18 protein-coding genes are annotated in these 19,203 nt (G+C 62.4%); 7 read left to right on the plus strand and 11 right to left on the minus strand.

The window, feature by feature from the left end:
- Positions 1–30: 30 nt before the first annotated feature.
- The 3 genes from LOY45_RS15655 to LOY45_RS15665 form a co-directional block, all read right to left on the minus strand.
- Positions 31–1,200 (minus strand): p-hydroxyphenylacetate 3-hydroxylase oxygenase component, encoded by a 1,170-nt coding sequence (locus LOY45_RS15655; RefSeq protein WP_115087024.1) that lies wholly within the window; start codon positions 1,198–1,200, stop codon positions 31–33.
- 242 nt (positions 1,201–1,442) lie between these two features.
- The gene (locus tag LOY45_RS15660; RefSeq protein WP_115087025.1) at positions 1,443–2,855 is read right to left on the minus strand and encodes a DOPA decarboxylase; all 1,413 of its coding nucleotides are present in this window, start codon (positions 2,853–2,855) and stop codon (positions 1,443–1,445) included.
- Between the two features lie 84 nt (positions 2,856–2,939).
- Positions 2,940–3,884: a LysR family transcriptional regulator gene (locus LOY45_RS15665; protein ID WP_233674865.1), complete on the minus strand. Its 945-nt coding sequence runs from the start codon at positions 3,882–3,884 to the stop codon at positions 2,940–2,942.
- 159 nt (positions 3,885–4,043) lie between these two features.
- Between LOY45_RS15665 and LOY45_RS15670 the strand changes: the two genes are divergently transcribed.
- Positions 4,044–5,531 (plus strand): aldehyde dehydrogenase family protein, encoded by a 1,488-nt coding sequence (locus LOY45_RS15670; protein WP_258577969.1) that lies wholly within the window; start codon positions 4,044–4,046, stop codon positions 5,529–5,531.
- Between the two features lie 62 nt (positions 5,532–5,593).
- On the opposite strand, the gene LOY45_RS15675 is transcribed toward LOY45_RS15670, so the two are convergent.
- Positions 5,594–6,985: an amino acid permease gene (locus LOY45_RS15675; RefSeq protein ID WP_233674867.1), complete on the minus strand. Its 1,392-nt coding sequence runs from the start codon at positions 6,983–6,985 to the stop codon at positions 5,594–5,596.
- Positions 6,986–7,048: 63 nt separating this feature from the next.
- On the minus strand, positions 7,049–8,083 hold the full coding sequence (locus tag LOY45_RS15680; RefSeq protein WP_115087029.1) for a histone deacetylase family protein: 1,035 nt from the start codon (positions 8,081–8,083) through the stop codon (positions 7,049–7,051).
- 119 nt (positions 8,084–8,202) lie between these two features.
- Between LOY45_RS15680 and LOY45_RS15685 the strand changes: the two genes are divergently transcribed.
- Positions 8,203–8,724, plus strand: coding sequence for an Lrp/AsnC family transcriptional regulator (locus LOY45_RS15685; protein WP_115087030.1), 522 nt, complete (start codon positions 8,203–8,205; stop codon positions 8,722–8,724).
- Positions 8,725–8,790: 66 nt separating this feature from the next.
- The gene (locus tag LOY45_RS15690; protein ID WP_045196624.1) at positions 8,791–9,654 is read left to right on the plus strand and encodes a LysR family transcriptional regulator; all 864 of its coding nucleotides are present in this window, start codon (positions 8,791–8,793) and stop codon (positions 9,652–9,654) included.
- Here LOY45_RS15690 and LOY45_RS15695 read toward each other — a convergent pair.
- The 3 genes from LOY45_RS15695 to LOY45_RS15705 form a co-directional block, all read right to left on the minus strand.
- Positions 9,628–10,788, minus strand: coding sequence for an HPP family protein (locus tag LOY45_RS15695; protein WP_258577970.1), 1,161 nt, complete (start codon positions 10,786–10,788; stop codon positions 9,628–9,630). The two genes, LOY45_RS15690 and LOY45_RS15695, sit on opposite strands and share 27 nt — an antisense overlap.
- Positions 10,789–11,126: 338 nt before the next feature.
- Positions 11,127–12,050: a hypothetical protein gene (locus LOY45_RS15700; RefSeq protein WP_233673674.1), complete on the minus strand. Its 924-nt coding sequence runs from the start codon at positions 12,048–12,050 to the stop codon at positions 11,127–11,129.
- A gap of 292 nt (positions 12,051–12,342) precedes the next feature.
- On the minus strand, positions 12,343–13,038 hold the full coding sequence (locus LOY45_RS15705; RefSeq protein WP_233673675.1) for a winged helix-turn-helix transcriptional regulator: 696 nt from the start codon (positions 13,036–13,038) through the stop codon (positions 12,343–12,345).
- A 103-nt stretch (positions 13,039–13,141) separates the two neighbouring features.
- On the opposite strand from LOY45_RS15705, the gene LOY45_RS15710 reads away from it, so the two are divergent.
- Positions 13,142–14,083, plus strand: a complete 942-nt coding sequence (locus tag LOY45_RS15710; protein ID WP_233673676.1) for a carbon-nitrogen hydrolase family protein — start codon at positions 13,142–13,144, stop codon at positions 14,081–14,083.
- 71 nt (positions 14,084–14,154) lie between these two features.
- Complete coding sequence (locus LOY45_RS15715; RefSeq protein ID WP_115087035.1) at positions 14,155–14,589, plus strand: GFA family protein; 435 nt, start codon at positions 14,155–14,157, stop codon at positions 14,587–14,589.
- 53 nt (positions 14,590–14,642) lie between these two features.
- On the opposite strand, the gene LOY45_RS15720 is transcribed toward LOY45_RS15715, so the two are convergent.
- Positions 14,643–15,734 carry a DUF3616 domain-containing protein gene (locus LOY45_RS15720; protein ID WP_115087036.1) on the minus strand — a complete coding sequence of 364 codons (1,092 nt, stop codon included), beginning with the start codon at positions 15,732–15,734 and terminating at the stop codon, positions 14,643–14,645.
- Positions 15,735–15,876: 142 nt separating this feature from the next.
- A complete protein-coding gene (locus LOY45_RS15725; RefSeq protein ID WP_258577971.1) occupies positions 15,877–16,932 on the minus strand; it encodes an alpha/beta hydrolase family protein in 1,056 nt (351 codons plus the stop codon).
- 269 nt (positions 16,933–17,201) lie between these two features.
- Between LOY45_RS15725 and LOY45_RS15730 the strand changes: the two genes are divergently transcribed.
- Positions 17,202–17,753: a P-loop NTPase family protein gene (locus tag LOY45_RS15730; protein ID WP_258577972.1), complete on the plus strand. Its 552-nt coding sequence runs from the start codon at positions 17,202–17,204 to the stop codon at positions 17,751–17,753.
- Between the two features lie 12 nt (positions 17,754–17,765).
- Here LOY45_RS15730 and LOY45_RS15735 read toward each other — a convergent pair whose 3' ends face one another.
- Positions 17,766–18,188, minus strand: a complete 423-nt coding sequence (locus tag LOY45_RS15735; RefSeq protein WP_258577973.1) for a MerR family transcriptional regulator — start codon at positions 18,186–18,188, stop codon at positions 17,766–17,768.
- Between the two features lie 82 nt (positions 18,189–18,270).
- On the opposite strand from LOY45_RS15735, the gene LOY45_RS15740 reads away from it, so the two are divergent.
- Positions 18,271–19,101: an alpha/beta fold hydrolase gene (locus LOY45_RS15740; RefSeq protein WP_010225637.1), complete on the plus strand. Its 831-nt coding sequence runs from the start codon at positions 18,271–18,273 to the stop codon at positions 19,099–19,101.
- Positions 19,102–19,203: the final 102 nt, after the last annotated feature.

A 19,203-nucleotide genomic window follows, 5' to 3' on the forward strand; every position in this document is an offset into this window, starting at 1 on the left:
AGCCGTCATTGTTGTTATTGGCGGTGTACTTCAGACCATGCTCGGATCGGGCTCCAGGCCCATCAGTTCGCGGCCGAGGATCTGTGCGCAAACGTCGTAGTCGGTGTAGGCATGGGCGCCGGTCATGTGTGCATCGCGCCACAGCCGCTGCATCTCGTTGCTGTCGAACCAGGCGGTGCCGCCAGCGGCTTCGAACAACCGGTCGACCGCCTGGATGCACATCTTCACCGCATAGCCCTGGTTGGTGCGCCAGAACGCCAGGGTCTCGCGCGTCGGATATTGGTGACGCTCGCTGTGCTCGGCGTGTTCCTGCCAGGTTTTTTCCAGAAATGCGCGGGCGGCGGCAACCTGGTGGGTGGATTCGGCCAGGCGCATCAGTGCGGGGGTGGCGGCACCGACATTGACCCCGGTGTAGGCGCGCACACGGTTCTTGGTCTTTTCGCGGAAGGCTTCAAGCATGCGCTCGGCAATGCCGAGGCTGACGGTCGAAAAGCCACTGGCGAAATACGGCCGGTACGGCGAGTAGAACACCTTGCTGTCCGGGTACAGGCCAAAGCCTGCCGACTTGCCTTCCATCATGTCCTTGGCTTTCTGGATGCGGTGCTCGGGGACGAACACCTTGTCGATCACCAGGGTCTTGGTGCCGCTGCCTTTCATGCCGGCGGCGAACCAGTCGTCACGAATCTCGTAATCGCTGCGCGGCAGCACGGCGAAGCAGTAATCCTGGCTGCCTTCGGCGTTGACCCGACGGCAGCCGACAATGGCCCATTCGGCATGGTCGCTGCCGCTGCTCCAGCCCATCTCGCCGCTGAACAGCACACCGCCCTCGACCTCCTCGACCTTGCCGAACGGGGCGATACTGCTGCTGGCGGTGGCGTCGGGGTTGTCGCCCCAGATTTCGTCCTGGAGCTTGGCCGGGAACATCGCCAGCTGATGGCTGTGGGTACACAGCAGGCTCATGGCCCAGGCGGTACTGGCGCACGCGCCGGCGAGCAAGGCGATGCAGTCGGCAAATTGCGGCAGGGAAATTTCCAGGCCGCCATAGGGTTTAGGCAGGAAGGCGCGGTGCAGGCCGATGCTTTTGAGCAGGGCAATGTTTTCGGCCGGAACCTTGCGGTCTTGCTCGGCACGGGCGGCATTGGTGGCGATGGTGGGCAGAATCGAACGGAGGTCTTCGAGCAGCGGATTTGGCTTTTTCATGAGGGGCCCTGCTTATTATTGGATGTCCGCCGAGGCCTGCGAAGTGGCAGGTGGCAGCGGATGCAGGGGCCAGTATGGGAGGCTTGGCTCAGGGGGAAAATGCAACTTCCACAGGCAAGATTGTACTTTTCATAGCGTTTTTTGTGGGTTCAAGGGCCTCATCGCTGGCAAGCCAACTCCCACAGGGTCAGCATGCACCGGCCCCTGTGGGAGCTGGCTTGCCAGCGATTGGGCCCTGAAGGTTACCCTTGAACCACCTGCTGCAAATTCCGCCAAAGCTCAGCCACATGCTCACGCTCGGTCGGCAACGCCCCCACCGACACCCGTACCATCCAGCGGCCATTCAAGGTCGCCGGGGTGACATAGGCCACCCCTGACGCATTGAGCCGATCAGCCCAACGGCGGGTATGCGCATCCAGCGCCTCACCTTCCAGGCCATCACCCCGATGGCGAATGCACAGGGTCTGCAACTGCACCGGCGCCAGCAATTCCCAGCCCTGGGCATTACGCACCTGCTCGGCCAGCCATTGGGCATTGTCCAGGTCGCGGCGCAAGCGCTGCTGCAGATTCTCGATGCCTTCGCTGCGCAGCATGAACCACAGTTTCAAGGCACGGAAGCGCCGCCCCAACGGAATGCCCCAGTCGCGCAGGTTCTTGACCTTGCTGTCGACCGCCGACTGCAAGTAGCTGGGGTTGGTGCTCATGACCCGGATCAGGTGCTGCGGATCACGGACGAAATACAGCGAGCAATCAAAGGCCACGCCCAGCCACTTGTGCGCGTTGACCACGATGGAATCGGCCTGTTCGATGCCATCCCACATCCAGCGGCATTCCGGAAGGATCATCGCGGAGCCGGCCATGGCCGAATCGACGTGCAGCCACAGGCCAAACTGACGCGCGATCTCACCGATTGGCTGCAGTGGATCGAGGGCGGTGGTCGTCGTGGTACCGGTGGTTGCCACCACCGCGCAGGGCTGCAGGCCGTTGGCCAGGTCCTCTTCGATGGCCGCGGCCAGTGCCTGCGGGCGCATGGCGAAGTGTTCATCGGTTTCGATATAGCGGATGTTGTCCTTGCCAAAGCCTGCCAGCAGCGCGGCCTTGTCCACCGAGCTGTGGGCCTGGGCGCTGGTGTAGATCATCAACGGCTTGCCCTGCCCTTGCAGGCCGCCCTTGGCCAGGGCGTAATCGCTACTGCGCTCGCGGGCGCTGATCAGCGCCACCAGGGTACTGGTGGAGGCGGTGTCCTGGATCACCCCGCTCCACTGATCCGACAGGCCGACCATCTGCCGCAGCCAGTCGACGGTGGTTTCTTCCAGTTCGCTCAACGCCGGGCTGGATTGCCACGACAGGCCGAGTACGCCAAGGCCGGTGCTGAGGAAATCGCCGAGCACCGACGACAAGGTGCCGTTGGAGGGGAAGTAACCGAAAAAATCCGGATGCTGCCAGTGGGACAGGCCGGGCATGACCAGTTGGTCGACGTCCTTGAGGATCTGCTCGAACGGCTCACCCTGAGCCGGCGCCGAGGTTGGCAATGCCGCCTTGAGGTAACCGGGCTCAACCTGGGCCATGACCGGCAATTCGCCGACACCCTGGCGGTAGTCGGCGATCAGGTCGATCAGTTGGTGGCCATGTTTGCGAAATTCTTCCGGGCTCATGCAGCGGCTCCTGTTGTTGTCGGTAAGTGGGCCTGAGTCTAGGCCCTGGCCAACCGACAAAAAACGCCGCCCGGCGCATAGCTGCTATGGCGAATGCGCATGGCCGCCGTGCACGCCGAACTGTGACCGCTGCCACTGCTCGAACACCAGGTTGCGCAACCAGCGGTGCTCGGCCGAGGCGTGCAGGCGTTGATGCCAGACCACCCAGTAGCGCTGGGTGTGCTCGACAAAAGCCAGCGGCCGCCAGGTCAACGGGTGCAAGCGGCTGAGCTGGCGGGCGATGTGCTCGGGCACGGTGACCAGCGCCTGGCTGCTGCCGACCACCTGCACCGCCGCCGAGTAGAACGGCACCTGCAGACTGATGCGCCGGCTCAGGCCCTGCTCGCGCAGGTGGCGGTCGATAAAGCTGTCCTTGTCGCCACCGCCGGAAATGCGCACATGGTTCCAGGCCCGGTAATCGTCCTGGGTCAGTTCGGTTTTGCTCGCCAATGGGTGCTCGCGGTGCATCAGGCACACGGCGCGGTCTTCACCGAGCATACGCCCGTGGAGGTTGGCCGGGGCGTCGTCGAACAGCGTAGTGGCCAGGTCGACTTCGCCACTGGCGAGCAGTTCATACTGCCCCGGCTGCCAGGTGCGGTACTCGATAGACACCCCCGGCGCTTCGCGCTCCAGGGTGCTGACCAACAATGGCAGCATGTGCTCGGCGATGTAGTCCGAGGCCGCCAGGCAAAAGCGCCGCTCGCAGCGTTGGGGGTCGAAGGCCTGCGGTTGGCGCAAGGCCTCAAGCTCGGCCAGCACCTGGCCCAGCGGCACGAGCAGGCTTTCGCCGCGTTCGCTCAACACATAGCCGCGGCCCTGACGCACCAGCAGCGGGTCGTCGAACGCCTCGCGCATATGTGCCAGCTGACGGCTGAGCACCGACTGGCTGCTGCCCAGGCGCTCGGCGGCATGGCTGAGGTTTTTCAGTTGCAGCATGCTTTGCAGCGCACGCAGGTGGGCGATGCTCAGGGAAGCGAAAATCGGGTTCAAGGGGCGCTCCTGCACAGGCGGATGCCGCAGCCTACGGGCAAAACCTGCAGATTACAAAGCACCTGGCAGGCCGGTGCATGGCCGGCGGCAGACTCAGTCAAGCCGGCGCGGGTAGGCTGCGCTAGGGTCGAGGCTTTGCTTTTCCTTGAGGTTCGTCCCATGAGCAACATCAGCCTTTTGCCCCAGGTGCGCGGGTTTCTTCAACGTGAGCACAGCAGCTTTATCGACGGTCGCCAGCAGCCTGCAGACAATCCCCACTACCTTGAGGTGATCGACCCGGCCAGCGACCAGGTCATCAGCCGTGTGGCCGAAGCCTGCGTGCACACTGTCGACGATGCCGTCGCGTCTTCCCGTCGCGGCTTTGCCCAGTGGTCACAGGCCGCCCCTGCCGTGCGTGCCAGCGTGCTGCTGAAACTCGCCGATCTCATCGAACAACACCGGGAAGAGCTGGCGCAGCTGGAGACTTGCCAGTCGGGCAAGCTGATCAATATCTCGCGCAATTTCGAGGTCGATCAGGCCGCGCACTTCCTGCGTTACTACGCCGGCTGGGCGACCAAGCTCAGCGGCCAGACCCTCACCCCGTCGCTGCCCTCGTTCAGCGGCGAGCGCTACACCGCCTTCACCCTGCGCGAGCCGGTCGGCGTGGTAGTCGGCATCGTGCCCTGGAACTTCTCGACCATGATCGCCCTGTGGAAGCTCGGCTCGGCACTGGTCACCGGTTGCAGCATCATCATCAAGCCCAGCGAATTCACCCCGCTGACCATTCTGCGCATTGCCGAACTGGCCATTGACGCCGGCCTGCCCGCAGGGGCGTTGAATGTGGTGACCGGTGGCGGCATGGCCGGCAAGGCGCTGATCGAACACCCGGGCACCGACAAGGTCTCGTTCACAGGCTCCGTGCCCACCGGCCTTGCCGTCGGCCAGAGCGCCATGGCCGCCAACCTGACCCGCACCACCCTGGAACTGGGCGGCAAGAATGCGGCCGGGTTCCTGCGCGATGTAGCCTTGAGCAAAGCAGTAGACGGCATCATCGAAGCGGGCTTTTTGCATTCCGGACAGATCTGCGCGGCAGCCGAGCGCTTCTATGTGCATCGCTCGCAGATCGAGGCGGTGACCGGGGCCTTGAGCGAGCGCCTGGCAAAGTTGAAGATCGGCTCGCCGCTGGATGAAACCAGCGAATTCGGCCCGGTGAGCAACAAGCAGCACCAGGCCAGACTCCGCGCGTTGTTTGCCAAGGCACGCAGCGAGAACAGCCAGATCATTCATGGCGGCCGCTTGCTCGAAGGCCCGGGGTGCTACGTGGAGCCGACGGTGATCCTGGCCAATTCAGTGAACGACAGCCTGCTCAATGAAGAGACCTTCGGCCCGGTGGCGACTTTCCTGCCCTACGACGATGAAGAGCAACTGATCGCGCTGATGAACGACAGCCCCTATGGCCTGAGCGCCAGCCTGTGGACCAACGACCTGAGCAAGGCCTTGCGCCTGGTACCGCAGGTGCAGGCCGGCACGGTGTGGGTGAACATGCATACCCTGCTGGACCCGGCGGTGCCGTTTGGCGGAGTGAAGGCGTCGGGGATTGGACGGGAGTTTGGTGGCGCGTTTATCGAGGACTATACCGAGCTCAAGTCGGTGATGATTCGTTACTGACTGACAGCATCGCGGGGCAAGCCCGCTCCCACAGGTCGTGTGGGAGCGGGCTTGCCCCGCGATTACGCACGAACCACCACACCCCTGCCCTGCACCCGCCAGTACGCCAGCGCCAACCCGACAAACCACAACGGCATCACACACAACGCCAAGCGGGTGTCCGGCTTCAGTGCCAGCAACGACAGCACAAACAGCAGGAACCCCAACGCCACCCAGGCCATCACCACCCCGCCGGGCATCTTGTAGATCGAGCGCGCATGCAGATCCGGCCGTGCGCGGCGATAGCACAGGTAGGCGACCAGAATCGTCGACCAGGTAAAAATCACCAGGATCGCCGAGATGGTCGAGACGATAGTGAACACCGTCATCACCTCCGGGAAGATGAACAGCAGCATCACCCCGAACAACATCAACAGCGTCGAAAAGCCCAGGCTCGCCAGCGGCACGCTATTACCGGAAAGACGCTTGAACACCCCCGGCGCATTGCCCTGACCGGCCAGGCCGAACAACATCCGGCTGGTGGAGAACACCCCGCTGTTGGCCGACGAGGCCGCCGAGGTCAGCACCACGAAGTTGACGATCCCTGCCGCCGCGGGAAACCCCGCAACCAGAAACAGCTCCACAAACGGGCTCTTGTTCGGCGACACATGGGCATATGACGTCACCGCAATAATGCACGCCAGCGACACCACATAAAACAGGATGATACGGATCGGGATGGCATTGATCGCCTTGGGCAGTACCTGCTCCGGCGACCTGGTTTCTGCTGCCGTGGTACCGATCAGCTCGGTACCGGCAAAGGAGAAAATCGCGATCTGGAAACCCGCGAAAAAGCCGCTGATGCCATGCGGGAACGCTGCCTCGGCCTGGAACAGATGCCCCAGCGACGCCGTCACCCCGGTGGGCGAAACAAACGAGGTCGCCACCAGCACCACACTCACGCCAATCAGCGTCAGCACGGCGATGATCTTGATGATCGCGAACCAGAATTCCACCTCGCCGAACAGCTTCACTGTCAGTACGTTGAGGGCGAACAAGGTCAGCATCATGCCGACTGCCGGTATCCAGGCCGGCAGGTCCGGGTACCAGTGCTGGAAGAAACCGCCGACCACCACCGCATCGCCCACCACCGCCACGCACCAGCTCAGCCAGTACGACCAGCCGAGAAAGAACGCCGCCCGCGGGCCGATGTAAGCGCCGGCAAAATCGGCGAACGACTTGAACTTCAGGTCCGACAGCAGCAACTCGCCCATCGCCCGCATGACGAAATACAGAAAGAATCCGATGATCATGTAAATCAGCAGAATCGAGGTGCCGGACAAGGCGATGACCTTGCCCGAGCCCATGAACAGCCCGGTGCCGATGGCGCCACCGAGGGAAATCAACTGAATGTGGCGGTTGCTCAGGGTGCGCTGCAGCCCCCTGTGCCGGGGGCCGTGGGTCACTGGTTTCATAGCTCAATCTCTTGGTTTTTGTTGTCGAGTCGAGGCAGTAAGGAAGCAATCTTTTTTTGTTGTTCAGGCGCAAGCGCCTTCGAAGCCCTGCAGCACGTTCACCGCATTGATGCCGATTTCATCAACCATGTAACCGCCCTCCATCACGAACAGCGTCGGCACCCCGACTTTGGCGATGGCTGCACCCATGGCGAAGTAGTCCTCGCTTTCCAGCAAAAAATGGCTGATGGGGTCGTCCTTGAAGGTGTCGACGCCGAGGGAAATCACCAGCAGCTCGGGGGCATAGGCGCGCAGGCGCTGGCAGGCATCTTCCAGCGCCTGCTGATAGGCGGACCAGCGGGTGCCTTTGGCCAACGGATAGTTGAGGTTGAAGCCTTCGCCTGCGCCGCTACCTCGTTCACTGGTCGCGCCGGAAAAATACGGGTACGACACCGCCGGATCGCCATGGATCGAGGCGAACAGCACATCGCTGCGTGCATAGAAAATGTTCTGCGTGCCGTTGCCGTGGTGAAAGTCCACATCCAGCACCGCCACCCGTTTGGCGCCGAGGGTCAGGCTATGCTGGGCGGCGATGGCGGCGTTGTTCAGATAGCAGTAGCCGCCCATGTATTCCCGTGCGGCGTGGTGCCCCGGTGGCCGGCACAGGGCAAAGGCGCTGTGCTGGCCTTCGTTGATCAGGGCCAGGCCGGTCAGGGCCAGGTCGGCGCTGGTTTTCACCGCCTGCCAGGTAGTGGCGGTAATCGGTGCGCCGGCATCCATGGCGAAAAAACCCAGCTTGCCGTCGATGAACGCCGGTACCCGGTCGTTGGCCAGATCACGCACCGGCCACACCAGCGGCAAGGCGTCGTGGCTGCGACCGATGGCGGTCCATTCGCTCCAGGCATTTTCGAGAAAGGCGACATAACGCTCGCTATGCGCTGCGACGTAACAGGCGCGGTCGAACGCGCGCGGCGAGACGACATCGCCCAGGCCAGTGAGCCTGACCCGTTCGCACACGGTATCGGCGCGGCTGGGTTGTTCGAACGAAGGTTTGAGCACCCCGTCCTTGAGTTCGGTGCCGTGGTGCAGGCGGTGGTCGGGGCTGAAGATGGTCAGCATGGCGCAGGTGCCTTGATCAGTGGGTGTGCAAATAGCCTATTCCGACGGCACTGATCTTTTTTTGCTTTATCTTCTCGTCGTGTTAGCGTTTTGAGGCGAATTATCCCCTTGAGGCAACCATGGCGAAAAAATCATCCAGAAGCGTCACCCTAGACGACACCGACCGCGCCATCCTCGCCTTGCTCCAGGCGGACGCGAGCATGTCCAACGCCGAACTCAGCGAGCGCTTGTCATTGAGCCTCACCCCCTGCTGGCGCAGGCGCAGGCGTCTGGAAGAAGAAGGCGTGATCAAGGACTACCAGGCCAACCTCGACCGGCGTTTGCTGGGCCTGGAAATCATGGCCTTCGTCCAGGTCCGTTTCGCCACCCACAGCGACCAGGCGCCGGATGATTTCGAAGCGGTGGTACTGCAACTGCCGGAGGTGATCGCCTGCCACAAGATCACCGGCGATGCCGACTACCTGCTGCAAGTACTGGCCACCGACCTGGACGCCTACAGCGACTTCATCGAGCAGGTGCTGCGCCGACAACTGGGCATTGCCTCGATCCAGTCGAGCCTGGCCCTGCGCGAGGTCAAGTCCACCCACCGCGTGGCCATTCCTGGAGGCAGGAGCGGGCTTGTCCCGCGATCTAGTGCCTAGTACTTGTCTCGCCCCAAACCGGTGCAATACCACTAGAATAAGCCACCCCAGAACCAGGCTGCCCCCATGGATATCGAGCTGGCCCGCACCTTCCTTGAAATCGTTCGCACCGGCAGCCTGGTGTCCGCCGCCGAGCGCCTGCACGTGACCCAGACGGCCATCACCGCCCGGGTACAAAAGCTCGAACAGCAACTCGCCTGCCAGCTGTTCATCCGCAGCCGCAGCGGCGCCAGCCTCACCGCCGACGGCGAGGCCTTCGTGGTTTACGCCAACCAGCTGGTGCAAACCTGGGAAGCCGCGCGCCGCGACCTGCCCTTGCCCGAAGGCTGCCACCAGGTGCTGCACATCGGCGGCGAAGTCAGCCTCGGCAACCCCATGGTGCTTGGCTGGGTCAGCGCCCTGCACCGGGAAATGCCCGGCCACGCCATTCGCAGCGAAGTCAGCGACGGCGAATCCTTGCTGCACAAAGTGGAAATGGGCGTGCTCGATGCCGTGCTGGTCTACCAGCCCACCTACGGCCCGGGCCTGCAGGTGGAGCAGTTGATGGAAGAAAAGCTCATCCGGATCCGCCGCAAGGACAAACCCGAGCCCTACGTGTACATCGACTGGGGCCAGGCCTTCCGCCGCCGCCACGACGCCGCCCTGCCCGAATGCGCGCGCCCGGCACTGAGCTTCAACCTCGGACCGCTGGCGCTGCAGTACATCCTCGAACACGGCGGCAGCGGCTACTTTCGGACCCGCGTAGTGCAGGCATACCTGGACAGCGGCGTATTCGAACGCGTGCCGCAAGCACCGGAGTTCACCTACCCCACCTACCTGGTGTATGCCCGCGAGCGCGACAGCGAGGCATTGCAGCAGGCGTTCAGGGTGCTGCGCGAAGTGGTGGCCGGTGAGAGTGACTGGTCACAGCGCTGGGATCCGGTGATCTGAGCGCGCCACCTCACTCAACAACTGTCGCTTGAGCCCGGCAATCAAATCAGTCTGGGTAATAACCCCCACCAGCGCCTCGCCGTCCATCACCGGCAAACAATGCAGGCCCTGCTCGCTGAGCAACGGAATCAGCGCCACCGCCGGCTCGTCACTGCGCACGGTGATCACCGGCCGGCTCATGATCTGCTCCAGCAGCACCTTGGGCCGGCGCCCGAACAACCCGCGCCAGCTGAAACGCCCCAAAGTCATGGCCGGGCCGACCAGGTCCGTCAGGCTGACAATCCCCACCAGCCGCCGCGCGTCATCCAGCACCGGCAAGGTGTGCAAATGGTGGCTCGACAACAGCTGCCAGGCCTGCTGCAAGGTGGTCTGCGGCGTCGCCAGCTGCACGTCCCGCGACATCACCGAAGCGGCGGTAATGCCGCCCAGGCTGCGCTTGAGCGCGTGTTGCTCGGTGGCCATGATGATGCGTTCGAGCTCATCGCGGGTGACGTCGACAAACTCGCCGAGCTCTTCCAGCGCCTGGTCGAGGTCCTCGCCACTGACCCCGACCCGCTCACCCGGCAACACATCGGCGGTGTGGTGCAGGTCTTTGCGCGGCGCGGCGGTTTTCGGGTAGCGCACCCCGGTCAGGCGGTTGTAGATCACCGCAACCGCTACCAGTACCAGGGCATTGAGCATGATCGGCTCGAACACCTGGTCACCCAGCGCCGCCAGCGATGAGTCCGCCAACACCACACTCACCGCCACGCCGCCACCCGGCGGGTGCAGGCAGCGCAGCAGGCACATCACCAGGATCGCCACGCCCAGGGCCAGCGCCGCGACCCACAAGGCCGAACCAAAGCAGTGATGCAGCACCAGCCCCACCGCTGTCGCGCTGGCATAGCTGCCAACAAAGGGCCAGGGCTGCGCCAGCGCCCCGGAGTGCACGGCAAACAGCAGCACTGCCGACGCCGCCAGCGGCCCGAGCAGGTGCAGTGCCACTGTCGGGCCAAAGGCCAGGCTGCAGGCAGAACCTGCGAGAAACAGACCGAGCAACGCACCGACACCTGCACGTAGCCATTCTTTCGGGGGGATGTTCAGAGAGGCCGGCAGCAGCCGGCTGAACCAGTTGTTCAGACCGCGGGTAGACATGGGTAAATCGGGCACCTGGGCAGTAAAAAAAGCCCGGCCAAAATGGCTGGGCTGAGTATTGCGAGGGGCAATACCAATGGGCTCCGTCCGTGGAGATGGAATTTTTTGGGTGTTGCGTGGGCGGGGATTTTGCCGGGGTTGGGCTGGCGGGTGGTAATTCAAAAAAGTGAGGGGTGGCTGCAGTTTTTTTGAGGGATGGCGCGGGAGTATAGGTGTCGGCGGCAAGGCCGCCGACATCGCCTGGCAATCAATGCATAAACAGTGCGATCAGGATGATCACGGGAATAGGCACACCCAACATGAACAACAGTAGCGAACGCATGATAGTTCTCCTCGGTTCAACGGACTCGGGCGTTGATATAGTCATCGACCGGCATCACCGCATCGCGACGGCGGCCACCATAGGTTGCGGCGAGACTGGCGAAAAATGCCCCGCACAACAAAGCGATGAACATCCACAATGCCGACACCGCAGCCACCTTGCTGGCGGCATCGGCCGCTTCACGGGCAACCCTTTTGGCGTCGTCTATTGCCTGACGCGCCTGGGCGAACACCTCGTCGACCCGCTGCTCGGCTTGGGCCGGGGTCAGGTTGGTGCGCTGGCTGACCAGTTGCGCCAGGTACAGTCGGTCTTCGGCCTTAAGCTGCCCGCCGCTGCGCAACGAGCGAGTCATGATCCGGGTTACCACCCCCTGGGTTGCATCCTCATTGACCGCTACAGTGCTATCGCCACGAAAAAGGCTGTCGACAAAGTAGCCATAGGGGTCGCTGTCCGTGGTGCTAGCGGCAGCCGACGCTGCTGACGTGATGCCGCCTGCGGCGCCCGCTGCAACTTGAGCACCTGCCTGCACCCCACCGCCCACGATACTGCTGACCGAACCGACCACCAGCGTTGCCGTTACCAGCGTGGCAACGGCCCATGCCAGAAAGCCATGGGCCGTATCGCGAAAGTAAACCTCATCACCCTGCACGCTCGCCCACTTGACCCGCAGGCGACCCGCCAGGTACCCCCCCAGGCCGGAAGCGATAATCTGGGTCAGCGCCAGCCAGACAATCGTGGATATTCCCAGGCTCTTGGCGCTCATTCCGTCGCCAGGCCACGGAGAAACGGCCGAAAAGCCCAGCCCAAAACCGAGCAGTACCAGTATCAGCGACAACGCCGCCGCACCTGCCGCGCCTGCAAAAATTGCCGGCCATGACACGCCGGAGCGGTTTTCCACTTCGGCGATGGTGGTCGAGTGGGTTTCTGATGTTGTAATCATTGTTTTTGAGCTCCCGTGAGGAACATCGAATGTTCAGTAGAACGGGTGCATGCCCTGTGCCAAGCCTGCTCAATTGGTAATGCCTGTGAATTCAATATGTTGCAGCGATTGCAGAGCATTCCCATCATGCAAAGTGCATGATCGGGAAGCCGCTAGCGGGTGTTCTGCATACCAGGGCAGCGATTTGCAGAAACTGCTGTGGGTGATGGGCAGCCAAGGGGTGTTGGCGAGCAGTCGTGACAGGCTGCTAACGGCCAGAAGCGGACGGTCGAACGCTTACCTTTCTCGATGGCTATTGCACAGGCTGGATTGCAGCGCTCCGGGTACCGGCGAACGCACTCGTGCCAAGCCAGCGCCACAAGTTTTCCGCATCCTGCTCAGCGCCGTCTACACGCAACTCCCGCGACTGAAGCACCTCCCTGGGTGTGCGGTCGCCTGTCCATACTTCGGTCAACGCGCGCACGCTTGAGTCCACGACGAGCGTGAGTTCGCGTCCCGGGTCGTCGCGGCACAGATCTGCCACACCCTGTTCGACCACCAGCCACCACGCTTGCTCGCCGGAGCGCGCGTCTCGGAACCTGAAGTGGATGACCACCGACCGGGACGGGAACAGCTCGATGCGCGCAAACCGGCGCACGTCCCACATGAGCAGGCCCGCGTCGAGTTCGTTATCGCGAAGGCGACTCCCTATCCAGCGCGCACCCCAATGGCCTAGCGCCATTATGATGGGGCGCAATTCCTCGCCTGCCTCGGTCAGGCTGTACTCCCAGACTTTGCCTGCGGCCGTGCGATGTACGACACCGATAGCTTCCAAGTGGCGCAGCCGCTGTGCCAGCAAGCTGGTGGACATCCGTGGTACGCCGCGGTGCAGTTCATTGAAGCGCTTGCTGCCGCATAGCAGCTCGCGCACGACCAAAGGCGTCCAGCGCTCGCACAGTGCTTCGGCACCGCGCGCGACCGTGCAGAACTGACCGTAGCTTTCATCCATCGCCTGTACTCCGCAACTACAACGCTTCAGATTCTGAACTAGCCTCGTGCCTTCGACGCGTGCACGCTGAAACCTGTGAAAGCCACCGCCTCAGGAGAACGCCATGACCAAGATAGCCATCATTCAGCGTCCGCCCGTGCTGCTCGATCGCAGCGCGACCATCGCCCGGGCCGTGCAATCGGTCGCTGAGGCCGCGGCGGCGGGCGCCTCGCTGATCGTTTTGCCCGAATCGTACATTCCAGGTTACCCGTCGTGGATCTGGCGGCTGGCGGCGGGAAAAGACGGGGCTGCAATCGGCCAGTTGCACACGCGTCTGCTGGCCAACGCCGTTGATATCGCCAACGGCGACCTGAACGAATTGTGCGAGGCCGCCAGCGCTCACGCCGTGACAATCGTATGCGGTATCAATGAATGCGACCGGCGTAATGGCGGCGGCACGCTCTACAACAGCGTAGTCGTTATCGGTACGAACGGCGAAGTGCTCAACCGGCATCGCAAGCTGATGCCAACGAACCCCGAGCGCATGGTCCATGGTTTCGGTGATGCGTCAGGGTTGCGTACGGTCGATACACCCGTCGGGCGCATTGGTGCGCTCATCTGCTGGGAAAACTACATGCCCTTGGCGCGCTATTCTTTGTATGCCCAAGGAGTGGAAATCTACGTCGCCCCCACGTACGACACCGGCGAGGGCTGGATCAGCACGATGCGTCACATTGCACTCGAAGGTCGATGCTGGGTGCTCGGCAGTGGCACCGCGTTGCGCGGCAGCGACATTCCCGATGACTTTCCGGCGCGCACGCAACTGTTTCCCGATCCGCAAGAGTGGATCAACGACGGCGACTCGGTGGTGGTCAACCCGCAAGGCCGGATCACAGCCGGTCCATTACACCGAGAGGCAGGCATTCTGTATGCAGACATTGACGTGTCACTCGTGGCGCCGGCGCGGCGGGCGCTTGACGTCACCGGGCACTATGCGCGCCCTGACATTTTCCAGTTGCAGGTGCGACGCACGCCGGCGACAGCGGTGCGCTTCACCGACGGATGAAGCTAACCGACCCTCAGGCGATCCATTCCCACTTCAGCGATGTGTGTAGCAACTGATCAAGGAGTCATTCCATGAGCATTCAAAAGTCTTACAAGGGCAGTTGTTTTTGCGGCGCAGTCGAGTTCACCGTCAGCGGTGAGCCAGCCGCAATGGGCTATTGCCATTGCGAGTCGTGTCGACATTGGTCAGCCGCGCCGGTCAATGCCTTCACGCTGTGGAAACCCGAGGCAGTGCAAGTAACGCGGGGGGCTGAGAACATTGGCACTTACAACAAGACACCGCAGAGTTTTCGCAAATGGTGCAAGCATTGCGGCGGGCATATTTTCACCGAACACCCGGGGATGGGGCTCATCGACGTGTATGCCGCCGTCATCCCGGATTTCGCGTATTCGCCAGGCGTTCACGTCCACTATCAGGAGACCCACCTGCGCATCAAAGACGGGTTGCCCAAGCTGAAGGATGTCCCTAGCGAATTAGGCGGATCGGGTGTCAGCGTGGACGAATAGCGCTAGCACGATAGTGTGCGGCGCTCCGACCTTGCCTGGCGAGTGCGCCGCCGTTAATCGAGGGTAAACAGGTCCCCTTCGACACTCCGGTCACCGTGTTTACGACGCTGCGCGGCAGCGTCGTAGACGATCAGCAAAAGCTCCCTGCTCTCCTCAGCCGATTTGAACAAACACATGCCCTCTGCATGGTCGTCGCCTTTGCCGAACGGCACCTCCAGCACCGTCTCCAATTGATCGGCGAACACCACCTGCTCTTCATCGGCTGCGAAGCCGCCGCGCCAACGGAACACCGTGACCGGGCCGTCCAGGTCCATGGTCGGCCCCGCCAGAATCAGCAGGTCATCGCCGCGGGTACACAGGTCTCGCACCCCCAGGCCATTGAGCGAAAAAAAGTGTTTGCGGTAGCGACGCCCACCCGGGCCGATCTTCTTCAGCACCAGGGTGTCGGTGGAGTCGCCGTCGGCTTCGGGTTCGATCTCCAGCAGCACGGTCCAGCCGCGCAGCACTGGCCCCCGAAGCCCCAACAGCAGGCGCGAGCCGATGACGGCCAAGCCTTCAATGTCGAAACCGTTGTCTTTGCCCGGGATGCGCAGAAAGTCGCGCAGCTGATCGTCCTTGGCGATTTCCGCGGTCAGGTCGTTGCCGAGCGCGTTGCCATGCAACTGCGCCGCCGTACGTCCATCGCCATCCACCTTTTCGGCGAGCTCATAGCGGTCGTTCTGCTGCACCACAGGGAGACGCGCCAGCAGAAAGCGATTGCCGTCAGCCTCTACGGTCGACAGGCGCTTGATGTTCTTCTGCGCGGATTTGTCGGCATCCGCCTTCTTGCGCTTGAGGCTATGGGAGCCGACGACCCAGAGATACCCCCCGTCAGGGGCATAGGCCAGGCCCTCGATGTCGATCTCGGCGTCTGGATCGGGTATGGGCAGGCTCAGGTATTCCATGAGCGGGAAGGCGTGGTGCTCATCGCACATCACAGCCTCGCCGGGTGCTGCGGACTGGATGGTCAGGCGTTCCAGGCTGGTGGTTTCGTCGTTGGCCAGCCACAGCGTGTCGCCGATCTGCAAGGCAACCGAAAGGCCGTCACGCAATGACGCAAATGCCGGATCAAAGCGCAGCATCACGGTATTGCCTGGCTTGCTCATGGGTGCTCTCCTGCCTTGAGGGGGTGACGCGAAGATGTGTAAAGGCTAGTGGTTACCCGTCAACAATCAAGGCTATTCGCCAGGTTCCCAGCCTGCAGTGCAGTCTTTGTAGACAAGCACCGCCCCCCCTAATACTGATGGTTTACAACATGTCCTCGCTGTTGCCAGATGACTGCGTCAGAAACTCAGTGATCAGCGAGGTAATCTGCTGCTGGATCAACCCACGTGGGCGGCCGTTGTCGCCATCTCGGCAGATGATGCCATCGCCTGGTACTGCTTCTTCGAGCACTGCCACCGCACCAGGTTTGCACACCGACATGAAGCTGAAGTGGCTTGCGTCGCTGATTTCGACGTAACGGCTTGACGCTTGGGGCAGGCGTTTGGCCAAGTTGGCGGACTCCAACTGAGCGGGGAGCTCTTGCGACGGTACGCCGGCAGCGATCACTAGCGCTGGTACCGGCAGCGCCGCAAGGCTTTCATCGGTCAGCCCGCGTGAAAGGCCCAGGTCCAGTGTAACCACCGCGGTGACGCGTTTATCGCGCAAATCACCGGCCAACCCGGCCTTCAATGCTGAAGTGCTTTCGGCGTTCATCTGTTGATAAACGGTGCAACTGACCAACTGCGGGTGGGCTTTGCAGTCACGGGCAAATCGGTCTGGGTCGAAACGGGCCCCGACGATCTCCATGGCGGTCCAGCCACCCAGTGAATGGCCCACTACCGCAATTCGGCGCTCCGCGACCTGGCCAAATTTTTCAGGTTGAGTCGTGACCGCTTCAATGGCTCGGCTCAGATCCACGGGCCGTTGCCATAACTGCGCCGCTGCTTGAGGGCTACGGTCACGGCTAGTGGTGCCGGGGTGGTTGACCGCGGCGACGATGTAACCCTTGTGGGCCAGCGCACTGGCAAGCCAGGTCTGGTTGCCCCAGTTGCCCCCGAAACCGTGGGAGAGCACTACCAATGGGTGTTCGCCAGCAGCCGGTGGCGTGTTACGAACGGCAGAGGCACCGACAAACACTGCATTATCGGCGATCAATTGCGTGGTGGCGGTGGTTGCACTGGGGTACCAGACGACCATCTCCAGCGTGCGATTATCATGCGTGTCCAGCAGCGTGGAGGACTGGAAGCCAACCGGGTTATCGTCAGCGAATGCGCTGGCAGTCAGGCAGATCAGAAACAGGGCGCCGAAAGCTGTTTTCAATGTTGTTATCTTCCTTGATCGGACAAGCGCATAGCATTCTGAAGCGGGCTGTTGGGCCCATCTCGCATGCGGTCGAAATCCAATGTTGAGCACAGGTGCGTTGCACGGACATTAAAGCCCATATTCGCGCCGACGTGCATGGGACTTTCATCGTTAGCGCAACGGCATCACACCACCACAGCGGCGATGGCGTGCCGCCAGTCCTTGTTTAATTTCCCCGGCAAAACCGGCACAATCGCCGGCTTTTTTTCCCGACAAGGTAGTCCCTCATGCAACGGATCGTCATTCTGGGCAACGCTGGCAGCGGAAAGTCCACCCTCGCCCGCGCCCTCGGCAAACAACTGGGCTTGCCAGTGGTGCACCTGGACAGGCTGTTCTGGGAACCCGGCTGGGTCGAACCCGATGCCGAGCAGTTCCGCTCGCGGGTGCGCGAGGCGGTGTCGCAGGACACCTGGGTGTGTGAAGGCAACTATGCGCGACGCACGTTTGACCTGCGCCTGCCCCGGGCTGACCTGGTGGTCTGGCTGGATACGCCGCGCCTGACCTGCTTGATGCGGGTGATCAAGCGCAGTGTGTTGAATCGCCCTCGGCCTGACCTGGCGGACGGCTGCAGCGAAAAGCTCGACCGGGCGTTTCTGACTTTCTTGAAGTTTGTCTGGACCTTCAATCGCGGTTATCGCCCGGGGATCGAGGCGGTGCGCGAGGCCATCGGCCCGCAGGTACCGGTGGTGCATGTGCGCGGCAGCCGCCAGATTGCGGCATTTGTCGAAGGGTTGCCGGCTGGCGCGGTTGGCGCAGAGGGGCTGCAGCGTCAGCGCTGATCCCCAAAGCATTCACTCCTGCCCCGCTCGCCCCTGTTCCAGCAGCCGTTCCATCAGCATCCTGGCATTGTCGGTGCAGTCGCGGTCCTCGGGGCGGTTTTCGATACTGTCGATGGCCACCAGCAACTGCTCGCGGTTCTGCGCCAGTTGCGCTTGCAGTACTTCGATCTCGGCGACCTTGCGCTTGAGCCCGGCCAGCAGCGCGTCATGCTGCCAGCCGTCGGCATTGGCCGGCAGCAGCTGACGAATCTCCTCAAGGCTAAACCCTGCGCCCTGGGCGCTGGTGATGATCTGCAGGGTCCACAGCGCTTGCGGGGCGTAGTCGCGATAGCCGTTGGCCTTGCGCGCCACCGATCTGATCAGGCCGCTGGTCTCGTAAAAGCGAATTCGCGAGGCACTCAGGCCGCTGCGTTTCGCCAGTTCTCCTATTCTCATAGCTCGCCTTCAACAGGGCAGTGACCTTAAACCTTACTTTAACCCTAGGACGCAGCAAACACATCACAGAGGAGCAACGAACATGGCATTCGTCACAACCAAAGACGGCGTTGAAATCTTCTATAAAGACTGGGGCCCGCGCGATGCCCAGGTGATTTTCTTCCACCACGGTTGGCCGCTCAGCGGTGACGACTGGGATGCGCAGATGCTGTTCTTCCTGGCCCAGGGTTATCGGGTTATCGCCCATGACCGCCGCGGCCACGGGCGCTCCAGCCAGGTCTGGGATGGCCACGACATGGACCATTACGCCGATGACGTGGCGGCGGTGGTCGATCACCTGGGGGTACGCGGCGCAGTGCATGTCGGACATTCCACCGGCGGCGGCGAGGTGGTGCATTACCTGGCCCGCCACGGCCAGGACCGCGCCAGCAAGGCGGCGATCCTGGCGGCGGTGCCACCGTTGATGGTGCAGACCGCCAGCAACCCCGGCGGCCTGCCCAAGTCGGTGTTCGACGACCTGCAGGCGCAACTGGCGGCCAACCGCGCGCAGTTCTACCACGACATTCCCGCCGGGCCGTTTTACGGCTACAACCGCCCCGGGGCGACACCTTCGCAAGGGGTGATCCTCAACTGGTGGCGCCAGGGCATGATGGGCAGCGCCAAGGCCCACTACGACGGCATCGTCGCCTTCTCGCAGACCGACTTTACCGAGGACTTGAAGCGCCTCACCCTGCCAGTGCTGGTGATGCACGGCGACGATGACCAGATCGTGCCCTATGAAAATTCAGGCCTGCTGTCGGCCAGGCTGCTCAGCAACAGCACCCTGAAAACCTACAAGGGCTACCCCCACGGCATGCCCACCACCCATGCCGATATCATCAACGCCGACCTGCTGGCCTTCATACGCAGCTGATACTGCGGTGCCAGGGCCCTGCCCTGGCACCCTGCTTCACCCCCTGAAAAAGCCTGTTGACATTAAAGTTAACTTTAAGGTTATGGTTTGAACACGATCAAA

Source organism: Pseudomonas wadenswilerensis, assembly GCF_024749185.1.
Classification (GTDB): Bacteria; Pseudomonadota; Gammaproteobacteria; order Pseudomonadales; family Pseudomonadaceae; genus Aquipseudomonas; species Aquipseudomonas wadenswilerensis.